General features: G+C 69.6%; 14 protein-coding genes. 9 read left to right on the forward strand and 5 right to left on the reverse strand.

The window, feature by feature from the left end; all coding sequences use genetic code 11:
• The first annotated feature begins 30 nt into the window (after nt 1-30).
• Nucleotides 31-1455 carry an HNH endonuclease signature motif containing protein gene (locus tag OQ968_RS22665; RefSeq protein WP_324681663.1) on the forward strand — a complete coding sequence of 475 codons (1425 nt, stop codon included), beginning with the start codon at nt 31-33 and terminating at the stop codon, nt 1453-1455.
• Between the two features lie 13 nt (nt 1456-1468).
• On the opposite strand, the gene OQ968_RS22670 is transcribed toward OQ968_RS22665, so the two are convergent.
• Genes OQ968_RS22670 through OQ968_RS22685 form a run of 4 tightly spaced genes read right to left on the reverse strand, consistent with a single transcriptional unit; the run spans nt 1469 to nt 4685 of the window.
• Entirely contained in the window at nt 1469-2080 is a 612-nt protein-coding gene (locus tag OQ968_RS22670) for a hypothetical protein (RefSeq protein WP_324681665.1), read from the reverse strand.
• 11 nt (nt 2081-2091) lie between these two features.
• On the reverse strand, nt 2092-2730 hold the full coding sequence (locus OQ968_RS22675; RefSeq protein WP_324681666.1) for a TetR/AcrR family transcriptional regulator: 639 nt from the start codon (nt 2728-2730) through the stop codon (nt 2092-2094).
• Nucleotides 2731-2742: 12 nt separating this feature from the next.
• Complete coding sequence (locus tag OQ968_RS22680; RefSeq protein ID WP_324681667.1) at nt 2743-3930, reverse strand: acyl-CoA dehydrogenase; 1188 nt, start codon at nt 3928-3930, stop codon at nt 2743-2745.
• Between the two features lie 5 nt (nt 3931-3935).
• Nucleotides 3936-4685 carry an SDR family NAD(P)-dependent oxidoreductase gene (locus OQ968_RS22685; protein WP_324681669.1) on the reverse strand — a complete coding sequence of 250 codons (750 nt, stop codon included), beginning with the start codon at nt 4683-4685 and terminating at the stop codon, nt 3936-3938.
• A gap of 196 nt (nt 4686-4881) precedes the next feature.
• Between OQ968_RS22685 and OQ968_RS22690 the strand changes: the two genes are divergently transcribed.
• Nucleotides 4882-5262 (forward strand): group 1 truncated hemoglobin, encoded by a 381-nt coding sequence (locus OQ968_RS22690; RefSeq protein ID WP_324681671.1) that lies wholly within the window; start codon nt 4882-4884, stop codon nt 5260-5262.
• Between the two features lie 212 nt (nt 5263-5474).
• Here OQ968_RS22690 and OQ968_RS22695 read toward each other — a convergent pair whose 3' ends face one another.
• Nucleotides 5475-5816: a hypothetical protein gene (locus OQ968_RS22695; protein WP_324681672.1), complete on the reverse strand. Its 342-nt coding sequence runs from the start codon at nt 5814-5816 to the stop codon at nt 5475-5477.
• 105 nt (nt 5817-5921) lie between these two features.
• Between OQ968_RS22695 and OQ968_RS22700 the strand changes: the two genes are divergently transcribed.
• The 7 genes from OQ968_RS22700 to OQ968_RS22730 are packed head-to-tail and all read left to right on the forward strand — an operon-like array spanning nt 5922 to nt 12381.
• Nucleotides 5922-6989 (forward strand): helix-turn-helix transcriptional regulator, encoded by a 1068-nt coding sequence (locus tag OQ968_RS22700; protein ID WP_324681673.1) that lies wholly within the window; start codon nt 5922-5924, stop codon nt 6987-6989.
• A gap of 41 nt (nt 6990-7030) precedes the next feature.
• The gene (locus OQ968_RS22705; RefSeq protein ID WP_324681675.1) at nt 7031-7399 is read left to right on the forward strand and encodes a DUF3054 domain-containing protein; all 369 of its coding nucleotides are present in this window, start codon (nt 7031-7033) and stop codon (nt 7397-7399) included.
• Nucleotides 7396-8355, forward strand: a complete 960-nt coding sequence (locus OQ968_RS22710; protein ID WP_324681677.1) for a class I SAM-dependent methyltransferase — start codon at nt 7396-7398, stop codon at nt 8353-8355. The genes OQ968_RS22705 and OQ968_RS22710 overlap by 4 nt, the downstream gene beginning before the upstream one ends.
• A gap of 3 nt (nt 8356-8358) precedes the next feature.
• On the forward strand, nt 8359-8850 hold the full coding sequence (locus tag OQ968_RS22715) for a GNAT family N-acetyltransferase (RefSeq protein ID WP_324681679.1): 492 nt from the start codon (nt 8359-8361) through the stop codon (nt 8848-8850).
• Nucleotides 8847-9935, forward strand: coding sequence for an LLM class flavin-dependent oxidoreductase (locus OQ968_RS22720; protein ID WP_324681680.1), 1089 nt, complete (start codon nt 8847-8849; stop codon nt 9933-9935). The genes OQ968_RS22715 and OQ968_RS22720 overlap by 4 nt, the downstream gene beginning before the upstream one ends.
• A complete protein-coding gene (locus OQ968_RS22725) occupies nt 9932-11050 on the forward strand; it encodes an LLM class flavin-dependent oxidoreductase (RefSeq protein ID WP_324681682.1) in 1119 nt (372 codons plus the stop codon). Before OQ968_RS22720 ends, OQ968_RS22725 begins: the two co-directional genes overlap by 4 nt.
• Nucleotides 11047-12381 carry an NtaA/DmoA family FMN-dependent monooxygenase gene (locus OQ968_RS22730; protein WP_324681684.1) on the forward strand — a complete coding sequence of 445 codons (1335 nt, stop codon included), beginning with the start codon at nt 11047-11049 and terminating at the stop codon, nt 12379-12381. The genes OQ968_RS22725 and OQ968_RS22730 overlap by 4 nt, the downstream gene beginning before the upstream one ends.
• Nucleotides 12382-12386: the final 5 nt, after the last annotated feature.

Below are 12386 nucleotides of genomic sequence, written 5' to 3' on the forward strand. Positions count from 1 at the left end.
TTGTCAGAGGGCCTTCCTATAATCGAATGCATGTTCGAAGACCTGGTCGACGCCGGCGTGGTGGACGCCATCGCGGAGGCGGCGCGTGCGCAGAACGTGATGTGTGCGCGCGAGTTGGCCGCGATCGGCGAGCTGTATGCGCGGCGGGCGCCGGCCGAGGACAGCGAGCGGCTCAGTTGGGCCGTCGACGGCCACGAGAACGTGGTCGCCGAGGTGGCCGCGGCGCTGGGGATCAGCCGGGGCCGGGCGGCGGGCCGGCTGCGTTACGCGATCGCGTTGCGCGAGCGCCTGCCCCGGGTGGCCGAGGTCTTCGCGCGCGGAGACATCGACTACCGGCTCATGACCACCGTGGTGTTCCGCACCGAGCTGATCGACGATCCCGAGCTGGTCGCGAAGTTGGACGCGGCACTGGCCAGGCATGCCCCGCGGTGGACGGCGCTGTCGGAGCCGAAAGTCATGGCGCGCATCGACATGTGGGTCGCGCGGTTCGACCCGGCCGGCGTGCGGGTGCCGCGCGCTCGCACCGAGGACCGCTATGTCGAGTTTGTCCAGGCGCCTCCCGGGCTCGCCGGGTTCTATGCGCAGCTGCACTCCACCGACGGCGCGGCGCTGGACACCGCGCTCGACCAGCTGGCCGCCACCGTGTGCCGCGATGACCCGCGCACCAAAAAGCAGCGGCGCGCCGACGCCCTGGGTGCGTTGGTCGCCGGGTTGGACGGTCTGCGTTGTCTGTGCGGTGCGCCCGATTGCGCGGCGGCACAACGGCATCCGGGAACCGACGTCGTGATCCATGTGCTGGCCGAGCAGGCCGCGCTCGAGGGCGCCTCGCACGCCCCGGCGTACCTACCCGGATTCGGCCCCGTGCCGGCGCCGCTGCTGCGCGATCTGGCGCCGTTCGCCAAGACCACCTCGCTGGTGATACCGCGGGCCGGTGCGGAGCCGGGCTACCGGCCCTCGGCGGCACTGGCGGAATTCATCCGATTCCGGGATCTGACTTGCCGGTTCCCCGGGTGCGACTGCCCCGCGGAGGTCTGCGACATCGACCACACCGTGCCCTTTCCGTTCGGCCCCACCCACCCGTCGAACCTCAAACTGCTGTGCCGTTTCCACCACCTGCTCAAGACGTTCTACAACGGGTGGCGCGATCTTCAGTTGCCGGACGGAACCGTGGTCTGGACGTCCCCGTCGGGCAACACCTACACCACCAAACCGTTTGGCGCCCTGCTCTTTCCGGCGCTGGCCATCCCGACGGGGACGCTGACGTTGCCCACCGACCTGCGGGCGCCGCAGCCCAACCGCGGCGTCATGATGCCGCGGCGGCGACGCACCCGCGCCGCCGACCGCGCCACCCGCATCTGCTGGGAGCGCGGCATCAACGAAGCCCGCCTCGCCGCCGAGGCCGCCCGCCGTGACCTGCGGCCGGCACCGCACAACAACGACCCGCCGCCCTTTTAGAAGGGCCGCCCTTTTAGAAGGGCCAGGCGCTCGCGTTGGTCTTGTACTTCGCGTTGAGCTGGCTGCAGAAGTCGTCGGCCGTGCCGGCGAGCAAGATGTAATACGCCTCGCCGCCCCGGCTTTCGAAGGAGTTGGGCGTCGTCCAGCCGTTGTCGCACATCGACGTCTGGTTGCCGGCCGTCGGCCTGCGCCAGTTGGTTTTGGCGCAGGACGCGAGGGCGTCGACGTTGCCGACGGTGCTCTTGGAGGCGACCAGCATCGCGCCTCCCCACTGGCCGTCGTTGCGCCGGTAGGCGCGCGCCCCGAATCCGGCATTGTTGGTCTGGCACGCCAGCGCCCGGCGCAGCAGCCCGAACGGCGCCGCGAGCTGCGGGTTGGCCACCGCGGCGGCGGCGGTGATGAACTGGGCCGCGTCCGAGCCGTCCACCTCCTGGACATCCGGATTCCCGAGGCCGGTCAACTGCTGCGCGATCCCGGCGTTGCTGCCGCCGCCGATGATCGGCCCGCCGCCGCCGGACGTCATCGCCGGCAGCGCGACGGGATCGGCGGTCGCCGTGGGCGTCCCGACCAGAACGCCCGCGGATAGCGCACAGGCCGCGATCCTCGCGGTGACCCGGACTGTCATAGCTCTCGAGCCTATCCCGCCGGGGGCAACAGCAACGCGTTGATCACGTGGTCCGTCTGGACCCGGATGTAGTCGTCGACGGTGTAGATCGGCCCGAAGTGCCAGTGCTTGAGCGCCCACCCGTGCGCGATCAGCATGATGTCGAACACGGTGAGATCGACGTCGACGTCGCGGAACACGCCGTCGGCGATGCCGGCCTCGATCGCCGCGCGAAGCGGTGCGGCCGTGGCGATTTCGAGCTCCTTGGTCCGTGCGCGGCCGGCGGGCCCCAGTGTCCGGCTCTCGCGATAGGTCAGCACCACGCCGTCGAGGTTCTCGTCGACGATCTGGATGTAGCGGCGGATCCCGGCCGCCAGCCGTTCGACCACATCGTCACCGGCGGCGTCCATCACCGGCGCCAGCTGGTCGCGGAACACGTCCAGGATCCGCACGATCGTCGCGAGCAGCAGGTCTTCCTTGCCGCCGAAGTACCTGTAGAGCAGGCCGACACTGACATTGGCCTCGGCGGCCAGGTCCTGCATCGACATCCGGTGGAACCCGGTCCTGCCCATGACCCTGACCGCGGCGTCGAGCACCTGACGGCGCCGCGAGCTGGCCCGCACCGCGCGGACGGCCTCCTCGACGGGAAGCTCACCGTAGTCGACGGCCATCGGGTGCTCCTGTCAGCGGAAGGCGTCGCTGCCGGTGAAGGCCTGGCCGAGCACCAGCTGGTGCATCTCGGGTGTGCCCTCGTAGGTCAGCACCGACTCCAGGTTGACCATGTGCCGGATGACAGGGTATTCCAGCGATATCCCGTTGCCGCCCAATATGGTTCGGGCGGACCGGCAGATCTTGATCGCCTCGCGGGTGTTGTTGAGCTTGCCGAAGCTGACCTGTTCGGGGCGCAGCCCGACGCCGTCCTTGAGGCGGCCGAGGTGCAGCGACAGCAGCTGGCCCTTGTGCAGTTCGACGGCCATGTCGACGAGTTTGGCCTGGGTCAACTGGAATCCCGCGATCGGGCGACCGAATTGGGTGCGCTGGGTGGCGTAGTCCAGCGCGGATTGCCAGGCCGTCCGCGCCGCCCCCATCGATCCCCAGATGATGCCGTAGCGCGCCTCGGACAGGCAGGACAGCGGCCCCCGCAGCCCGGTGGCGTCGGGCAGCATCGCGTCGGCGGGCAGCCGCACGTCGTCGAGCACCAGCTCGCTGGTGATCGACGCCCGCAGCGACAGCTTGTGGTGGATTGTGTTGGCGGTGAACCCGGGGGTGTCGGTGGAGACGATGAACCCGCGGATCCCGTCGTCGGTGGCGGCCCACACGATCGCGACGTCGGCGACGGAGCCGTTGGTGATCCACATCTTGCGGCCGTTGATCACCCAGTCCGAACCATCTTGGCGCGCACGGGTTTTCATCGCGGCGGGATCGGACCCGACGTCGGGCTCGGTCAACCCGAAGCAGCCGAGCAGGTCGCCCGCGGCCATGCCGGGCAGCCACTGCCGCTTCTGCTCCTCGGATCCGAAGTTCCAGATCGCGAACATGGCCAGCGACCCCTGCACCGAGACCATCGACCGGACACCGGAGTCGGCGGCCTCCAGCTCGGTACACGCCAGGCCGTAGTGCACGGCCGAGGCGCCGCCACATCCGTAGCCGTGTAGGTGCATGCCGAGCAGGCCGAGGGCGCCGAACTGCTTCCCGAGTTCGCGCGCCACCGGCAGGTCGCCGGCCTCGAACCAGTCCGCCACATACGGGGTGACGTGCTCGGCGCAGAACTTCCTGACGGTGTCGCGCACCGCGATCTCGTCGCTCGACAGGGATGCGTCGAGGCCGAGCGGGTCGAATCGGTCGAAGGCGGGGAGTGCGTCGGTGCTCATAGCAGTCAGCCTGCCATCGTCAGCCCGCCGCTGACACTGATGACCTGTCCGGTGATGAACGACGCGGCGTCGGAGGCGAAGAACAGCACCGGCGCCGCGACCTCCTCGGGACGGGCCAGCCGGCGGAACGGGATCGCCTTGACCAGCGCCTCTTTCAGCTTCTCGGGCTGTGCGTGAAACAGCGGCGTGTCCGTCGGGCCCGGGCACACGCAGTTCAGCGTGATCCGATGGCGGGCCATTTCCCGGGCCAGCGACTTGGTCAGCGCGATGACGCCACCCTTGGCGCCGGCGTAGACGGTTTCCCCCGCGCTGCCGACGCGGCCCGCGTCGCTGGCCACGTTGACCACGCGTCCGCCCGCGTGCGTCTCGATCATCGCGGGCAGGAAGGCGCCGCAGACGTACACCGGACCCAGGTAGTTGATCGCGACCACCTTGGCGGCGAATTCCGGTGTGGCATTGAGGAATTGGTCGGTGCGGTCCCAGCCGGCGGCGTTGACGACGACTTTGGGCACGCCGACCTCGTCGAGGGTGCGGTCGCGCAGGGTGTCGACTTGGGCGGGGTCGGCGACGTCCACCGGCAGCGCGGTGATCAGCCCGGGGTGCTCCTCGGCGGTCGCCGCCGCGGCCGACTCGTCGAGGTCGGCGGCGACGACCCGGTCGCCCAGGGCGGCGAACGCCAGGGCGATAGCCCTGCCGATGCCCGATCCGGCGCCGGTCACGACGGCGATCCGGCCGGAATGTGAATCAGCATTCATCGTCGACGAATCTATGTTCACCGCGGCTTTGCGGTCAAGGAGTGCATGTCTTTCCGCACCGCATACGTACTCGCGGTCGGGGTGCCAACGCCCAGTTGAATGCTCTTCGCCATTGGGGTGTGATGACGGTGTGGGGCGTTTTGTGTCATTCGCTCCGACATCAATGCCATGGGTATCACCCTGTTGGAGGCTAATCATGACCCAGCCGGCGACGTCCCTTTATCAGCGGATGGGCGGCTACGACGTGATCGCTGCCGTCATTGATGACCTGTTCGCCATCTTGCATGGCGACCCCGCTTTCGCTCGCTTCTTCGGTGGGCGCAGCGAGGACTCGGTCATTCGCAGTCGGCAGCTCTTGGTCGACCAGATGTGTGCGCTAAGTGGTGGACCGTGCCACTACATTGGCCGCGATATGAAGACATCGCACAGCGGACTTGGGATAACCAACGTCGATTGGGACACGAATATGAAAGCTTCGGATGAGGCGCTAGCCAAGAACGGCGTAGGCGATGCCGAGCGAGCCGACTTCCTCGCGCTCTTCGAGCGTTACCGCGACGACATCGTGGAGGCAGACTGATTAGCAACCGACCTTGGATGTGGCCGGGCCCGTGGCGCCAACTCCACTACTCCGAACCTTCGCGGATGTTCGTATCAGACCGGACGGGCCCGCGCCGCTGACGACAGCTGGATACTCCGAGGGGGAAGGCCTGCGGGTCGTTCTGAGTCGTGCTGGCGTGCACGGGTTTCCTTCGGATTTGTCAATAGCGACGGGTGGCGGTTTTCGTCGGCTCAGTGCCGCGGCACGAGGTGACTCCCGCTTTGGCTACCACCGGGCGGCTCCGCGGAGTTGTTGACCACCGGATGCAGGACGACCGCGCGCGGCCGACCGACGAGTGCGGGCGCTGACTCGGAACACGACCACACCCGCTCGAGCAGAAATGAGTGGAAATCTTCAGCGGCATTGACCGATTCGAAGGTCAAGTCGATCACGATGTAGCCAGGATCGCCTACGGGCTGCCAGATGCGTTCCTCGAGGACACCGCCCCGACGGCGGGCGTCTGCGAACGCGTTGAACGTTCGCAACCAGGTGTCCAGGTCGGTGATCGCGTGTTCGATGTGCAGGTTGGCCATCGGGTTTCCTCCGGGGTTCTCGCTGTGTTGGGCAAACCGTAAGGTCGATGCGGCGACCTCCGGTATCCCGGATTTCTGGGGGTTGGCCGGGATTACGCTCCGGTGGTGGCAACCCGGCGCACCGCAGCACGCACAGCCGTGACCGACTGTTGCGCCGGCCCCGTTGACGACCGCGCATTTCGCGCCGCTGCCCTCGAAGCGATCCGCCCGGCGTTGCCGTTCGATGGTTACGTCTGGGTGCTAACCGATCCATCGTCATCGGTCGGTGTCTCACCACTGGCTTACATTCCCGGCCTCGATATGCAGCAGTTGCCGGACATCATTCGCGCCAAGTACGCCACGTCGGTCAACCGCTGGACCACCATGCCCACGGGGGCTTGCGCGGGCTTGGCCGCGACCACCGGCGGTGAGCTTGAGCGCAGTGCGCTGTGGCGCGTGGCCGCCAGGGAATTGCCCCTTGTCGACATCCTCTCGGCGGTGTTGCGCGATCGCTACGGATGCTGGGGATTTGTCGACCTGTGGCGCACCAACGGCGCGCCCTTCCGCGACGACGACGCCACTTTTCTTGGTTCGCTACTCGACGAGCTCACCGCCGCGCAGCGCTCGCGGGTTGCGCACATGTTTCAGCCGGGGCCGTCGGCCGGCGACGACCGGGGCCCAGCGCTGGTCCTGCTGGACGACAATCTGCGGCCGGTCACCGAAACCGCGGCGGCCGAACAGAGCCTGCGGCGCTTGCTGCCCACCGACCCGCACGACGCCCCGATACCCGCGGCGGCGCTAAACGTCGCCGCGCAATTGCTCGCAGCCGAGCAGCGGATCGATTCCTCGCCGCCGCGCGCCCGCATGCACTCACACCACGGCGCATGGGTGACACTGCAGGCTGCTCGATTGCGACCATCGAACCCGACGATCGCGGCGTCGATCGCGGTCACCATCGACTCGATCGGACTTGCCGATCGCGTCGATGTGTTCAACCGCGCCCATGGGCTTACCAAACGCGAGGCGGACGTCGTTGTTGAGCTATCTCGGGGGAACTCGACCCGGCAGATCGCGCAGCGGCTCGGCCTGTCCGAGTACACGGTGCAGGATCACCTCAAGGCGATCTTCGCCAAGTCGCGTACCTCAAGCCGCGCCGAGTTGATCGCCCGCGCATCGGGCACTGCCGCGACATAGCGGCAGATCTCCATCGCGACCCGGCCCGGTAGTCTCGCGGCATGCAGCGCTGGCCGAGTTCCCTAGCCGCGGACGTCGTCTGTGTGCTGGTGTTCTGCGCCGCGGGGCGCCGCAGCCACGGCGAGGGGCTCGACGTCACCGGGCTGGCGACGACGGCGTGGCCGTTTCTCACCGGGACCGCTGTCGGTTGGCTGGCGTCCCGGGCCTGGCGGCGCCCGACTGCCGTGGCGCCCACCGGGGTGGTCGTGTGGCTGTGCACGGTGGCGGTGGGCATGGCGCTGCGCAAGGCCAGTTCGGCCGGTGTGGCGGCGAGTTTCGTGCTGGTGGCGGCGTCGGTCACCGCGGCCCTGCTGCTCGGTTGGCGAGGCGCCGTCGCGCTGACCGCGCGGCGCGGCGCCCACACACGATGACACGGACGGAAGACGACACCTGGGGTCCGGCCACCGGCGTCGGAACGACGGCGACGTTCGGCGCGGTTGCCCGGGCGGTGGCCACCAACGCGGGGCTGCTCGACGACCCGCTCGCCGAGCACCTGGTGCGCGCCGCGGGGGTGGATTACTTCACCCGGCTGATCGACGACCGGCGCTACGCCGACGACGGCGGCGCTTACTCCGTCGTGAACGGGATGGCGGATGTCCTTGCGGCACATACCCGATTCGTCGACGAATACCTCGCGGACGCCGGGAGGGCGGGCATCCGCCAGGTGGTGATCCTCGGGTCCGGCCTGGACACCCGGCCCTACCGGCTGTGGTGGCCGCCGGGCACGACGGTGTATGAGATCGACCAGCCGGAGGTCATCGACTTCAAGACCGGCGTGCTGCGCGGGCTCGGCGCCGGGCTGACCGCGAACCGTCGCGCGGTCGGCGTCGACCTTCGTCAGGATTGGCTGGACGGGCTGCGTCGCGTGGGCTTCGACGCCGCGCAACGCACGGTGTGGGTCGCGGAGGGGGTGCTGGTCGGCTACCTGTCGCCGCGCGCGCAGAATCGGTTGCTGGAAACGCTCACGGCGCAGAGCGCCATCGGTAGCCGGTTGGCCGCCGATCACATGCCGACCTGGAGCCAGGCGCAGATGGACGCCGGGCGGGCCTTCATCGACATCTGGCGGCAGCAGGGCCTGGACGTCGACCTGGCCGCGCTGACCCACCCGGGCGAATACCGGTATGTCCCGCAGCATCTGGCGGCCCGCGGCTGGGAAACCGTCGAGCGGAAGGTCACGGATATGTTCGGCGCGATCGGAATGTCCAGCCGGTGGCGCGGCGGCCCGCAGGACGAGGCGGTCAGCCCCCGGTACGTCACCGCCACCCTGTCCGGGCGGCGCCGCGAGCCCGGCCGGAATGCATCCGCCCGCAACACGTTGGACAGTTAGGTGATGTCAGGACTCCAGTTCGTATCGGCGGCTTACGACGAGCCGCTGGCGCGGCCGCTGCTGGCCGAGCTGGCCGTGGAGTACGCGGAGCGCTACGGCGGGAGCCCGAGCGCGCACCTGGCCTGGTTGCCGGTGCCGGCCGCGGAGTTGGCCGCTCCCGACGGCGGGTTGCTGATCGGCGTGCTGGACGGGGTGCCGGTCACCGGCGGCGCGTTTCGGCGTTTCGATGCCGAGACGGCCGAACTCAAAAGGATCTGGACCGATCGCGCGCATCGGCGCCGCGGCTACGCGAGGGCGCTGCTGGCGGCGCTGGAGGCGGAGACCGCGACGCGCGGTTACCGGCGGCTGTACCTGATCACCGGCAACCGCCAGCCCGAGGCCGAGGCGCTCTACGACGCGACCGGGTACACCCGGGTGCAGGCCGAGCCGATGCCGTCCTGGGGGCCGTTTCATCCCATCGCGTTCGAGAAGATCCTCGGCGAGGGGCTCGCATGACTCAGCTGCATCTGGGGGTCGCGCTCGACGGCTACGGCTGGCACCCGCAGGCGTGGCGGGCCACCCTGGCGTCCGAGCCCAGTATTCGGTCGGTGCTCGACGGCGGCTATTGGTCTGCGCTGGCGGCCACCGCCGAGCGCGGGCTGCTCGACTTCCTCACCATCGACGACACGTTGATGCCGCAGATCGGACGCGGCGAGCGCATCCGCCCCGAGCGGCTGGCCGGCCGCGGCGACGCCGTGCTGGTCGCGGCCCGCATCGCCCCGGCGACCCGGCACATCGGATTGATCCCGGTGGCCACGGTCACCCACACCGAGCCCTTTCACGTCTCCAAAGCCATTGCGACGCTTGACTATGTGTCGCATGGCCGCGGCGGCTGGCAACCGCGGGTGAGCGTGACCGCGCACGAGGCGGCGCTGTTCGGCCGCCGGGACGTGTCGGAGATCGCCCTGTTCGATGAGGCCGTGGAGTACGTCGACGTGGTCCGCCGGTTGTGGGACAGCTGGGAGGACGACGCGATCATCCGGGACGTGACCACCGGGCGCTACGTCGACACGGACAAGCTGCACTACATCGACTTCACCGGAAGGTACTTCTCGGTCAAGGGGCCGTCGATCACGCCGCGCCCGCCGCAGGGCCAGCCGGTGGTGGCCGCGCTGGCGCACGCCGGACCCGCATACGAATTCGCCGCCGCCGGCCCCGACGTCGTCTTCGTCACGCCCACCGACGACGCGTCGCTGCGCGGCATCCTCGGCGAGCTGCGCGCGGCGGGCGGCACCGAGCTGAAAGTGTTCGCCGACGTGGTGGTGTCGTTCGGCGGCGACGGCTTTCGGTCGGATGCGCTCGTCTTCACCGGCGGCGCAACGGAATTGGTGGACCTGCTGTTGGGCTGGCAGCGGCTCGGCATCGACGGCGCGCGGCTGCGGCCGGCGGTCAACGCCACCGACCTGCCGGCGATCGTCGACGAGCTGGTGCCGCTGTTGCAGCGGGCCGGGCGGTTCCGCGCCGGCTACCGCGACGGCGAAACGCTGCGCGCGCGGCTGGGCCTGCCCGTCGCGCCCAACCAAACGGCGGTCCGGCGATGAGCCCGGTGCCGCTGTCGATACTGGACCTCGCGCCGATCAGTGAGGGCAGCGACGTCGCGACGGCGTTGCGCAACACCGTCGATCTGGCCCAGCAGGCCGAGCGGTGGGGCTATCGCCGGTTCTGGGTCGCCGAGCATCACTTCGTCGCGGTCGGCGCCGCGGTGCCGGCGGTGCTGATCGGGCGAATCGCGGCCGCCACCAACACGATTCGCGTCGGGTCCGGCGCGGTGCAGCTCAGCCACACCACGGCCGCCGCGATAGTCGAGAGCTTCGGGATGCTGGACGCGTTCTTCCCGGGCCGCATCGACCTCGGCGTGGGCCGCTCGGCGCAGCGACGCATATCGAAGCCGAAGGGGCCGCGGCCCCCCAGGCCGGAGCCGTCGCGCGAATGGCGCGAGGTCGACGGCGTGGTGATCCCGCCCCCGTTCGATCTGCGCGGGTTGCTGGGCAGCGACCGGGTCAGGGCGACGATGTCGGTCCTGCAGCAGCCCGAGGCGGTCGCGCCCGACTTCGAAGAGCAGCTCGGCGACATCATCGCCATGCTGGCGGGCAGCTACGAGGTCGACGGCGTGGACCTGCACGCGGTGCCGGGTGAGCGCGCCGCGCTGACGCCGTGGATCTTCGGCAGCAGCAAGGGCCGCAGCGCCAAGGTGGCCGGAGCGCTGGGCCTGCCGTTCGTCGCCAGCTACCACATCACCCCGTCGACCGCGCTGGACGCCATCGACGCCTACCGGGACGCCTTCGTGCCGTCGGAGGCGCTGGAGCGGCCCTACGTAGTGGTGTCGGCCGACGTCGTGGTGGCCGACGACACCGCCACCGCCAGGCACCTGGCGTCCAGCTACGGCCAATGGGTCTACTCCATCCGGGCCGGGGGCGGAGCCATCCCGTATCCCGACCCCAACCACTGCCCGCCGCTGACCGACGGGCAGCTGGCGGTGGTAAACGACCGGATAGCAACGCAATTCGTCGGCGACCCGGACGAGGTGGCCGAGCGGCTTGAGGCGCTGCAGCGCGCCACCGCCGCCGACGAACTCGTCATCACCTCGGTCACCCACCGGCACTCCGACCGGCTGCGCTCGCACGAGCTGATCGCCAAGCGGTGGGGGCTGACGTGAGTCGCAAACCGATCCACCTCGCGGTTCACTTCCCGGGCGTCAACAGCACCACCGTGTGGACCGACCCCGGCGCGGGCAGCCAGATCGAATTCGACTCGTTCGTGCACCTGGCCCGCACCGCCGAACGCGGGTTGTTCGACTTCTTCTTCCTGGCCGAGGGGCTGCGGCTGCGCGAGCACCGCGGCCGCATCTACGACCTGGACGTGGTGGGCCGGCCGGACACCTTCACCGTGCTGGCGGCGCTGGCGGGTGTCACCGACCGGATCGGGCTGACCGGGACCATCAACACCACGTTCAACGAACCGTTCGAGGTGGCAAGGCAATTCGCGACGCTCGACCACCTGTCCGGCGGCCGCGCCGGGTGGAACATCGTCACCTCGTCGGACGCCTTCACCGGTGCCAACTTCCGGCGCGGGGGATTTCTGCCGCACGCCGACCGGTACCGGCGGGCCGAGGAGTTCCTCACCGTGGCCCGCCGGTTCTGGGACAGCTGGGAGGCCGACGCCCTGCTGGCCGACTTGGAGGCGGGTGTGTACGTCGACCCGGACCGGATCCACCGCGTCGAACACCGCGGCCCGCAGTTCGACGTGCGCGGGTTCGCCACGCTGCCCGCCGGACCGCAGGGCCATCCGATACTGCTGCAGGCCGGCGACTCCGACGAGGGGCGCGCGTTCGGTGCGCGGCACGCCGACGCGTTGTTCACCCTGCACTCGTCGCTGGAGAACGGTCAGCGCTACTACGCCGACGTCAAGGGCCGCGCCAAGTCCTACGGTCGAGACCCCAACCGGCTCAAGGTTTTTCCGGCGGCGACGTTCGTCATCGGGGACACCGACGCCGAGGCCGAGGACAAGGCGCGCCACATCCGCTACCAGCAGGTCAGCGGCGCGACGGCGATCGCGATGCTCGAGCAGGTGTGGGGCCGCGAGCTCTCCGACCACGACCCGGACGGCCCGCTGCCCGATTTCGATCCCGTCGTCGACAGCGACATCACCCAGGGCCGGGTCCGGCACGGCGACCCGATCGCGGTGGCCCGCCGCTACCGCGAGCGGGCCGAGGCCGAGAACCTGTCGATCCGCGAGCTGGTCATCGCCGTCACCAGCCGCCAGCAGTTCGTCGGCACGCCGGCCCGGATCGCCGACGAGATCGACCTGTACGTCCAGGCCGACGCGTGCGACGGGTTCATCCTGGTGCCGCACCTGACGCCGCACGGCTTGGACGAGTTCGTCGATCGGGTGGTGCCGCTGTTGCAGGAGCGCGGCGCGTTCCGCACCGAGTACGCCGGCGAAACGCTGCGCGAGCACCTGGGTCTGGCGGCTTCGACTGTGAGGTGAGGGTT

The organism is Mycobacterium sp. 663a-19, assembly GCF_035616495.1.
In the GTDB taxonomy this organism is placed as follows: domain Bacteria; phylum Actinomycetota; class Actinomycetes; order Mycobacteriales; family Mycobacteriaceae; genus Mycobacterium.

What these genes read in the sequence shown, in the direction of transcription:
- OQ968_RS22695 (WP_324681672.1), bottom strand. Translation starts at nt 5,816, where the DNA reads ATGGCCAACCTGCACATCGAACACGCGATCACCGACCTGGACACCTGG.
- OQ968_RS22665 (WP_324681663.1), top strand. Translation starts at nt 31, where the DNA reads ATGTTCGAAGACCTGGTCGACGCCGGCGTGGTGGACGCCATCGCGGAG.
- OQ968_RS22725 (WP_324681682.1), top strand. Translation starts at nt 9,932, where the DNA reads ATGAGCCCGGTGCCGCTGTCGATACTGGACCTCGCGCCGATCAGTGAG.
- OQ968_RS22720 (WP_324681680.1), top strand. Translation starts at nt 8,847, where the DNA reads ATGACTCAGCTGCATCTGGGGGTCGCGCTCGACGGCTACGGCTGGCAC.
- OQ968_RS22715 (WP_324681679.1), top strand. Translation starts at nt 8,359, where the DNA reads ATGTCAGGACTCCAGTTCGTATCGGCGGCTTACGACGAGCCGCTGGCG.
- OQ968_RS22685 (WP_324681669.1), bottom strand. Translation starts at nt 4,685, where the DNA reads ATGAATGCTGATTCACATTCCGGCCGGATCGCCGTCGTGACCGGCGCC.
- OQ968_RS22675 (WP_324681666.1), bottom strand. Translation starts at nt 2,730, where the DNA reads ATGGCCGTCGACTACGGTGAGCTTCCCGTCGAGGAGGCCGTCCGCGCG.
- OQ968_RS22670 (WP_324681665.1), bottom strand. Translation starts at nt 2,080, where the DNA reads ATGACAGTCCGGGTCACCGCGAGGATCGCGGCCTGTGCGCTATCCGCG.
- OQ968_RS22690 (WP_324681671.1), top strand. Translation starts at nt 4,882, where the DNA reads ATGACCCAGCCGGCGACGTCCCTTTATCAGCGGATGGGCGGCTACGAC.
- OQ968_RS22680 (WP_324681667.1), bottom strand. Translation starts at nt 3,930, where the DNA reads ATGAGCACCGACGCACTCCCCGCCTTCGACCGATTCGACCCGCTCGGC.
- OQ968_RS22705 (WP_324681675.1), top strand. Translation starts at nt 7,031, where the DNA reads ATGCAGCGCTGGCCGAGTTCCCTAGCCGCGGACGTCGTCTGTGTGCTG.
- OQ968_RS22710 (WP_324681677.1), top strand. Translation starts at nt 7,396, where the DNA reads ATGACACGGACGGAAGACGACACCTGGGGTCCGGCCACCGGCGTCGGA.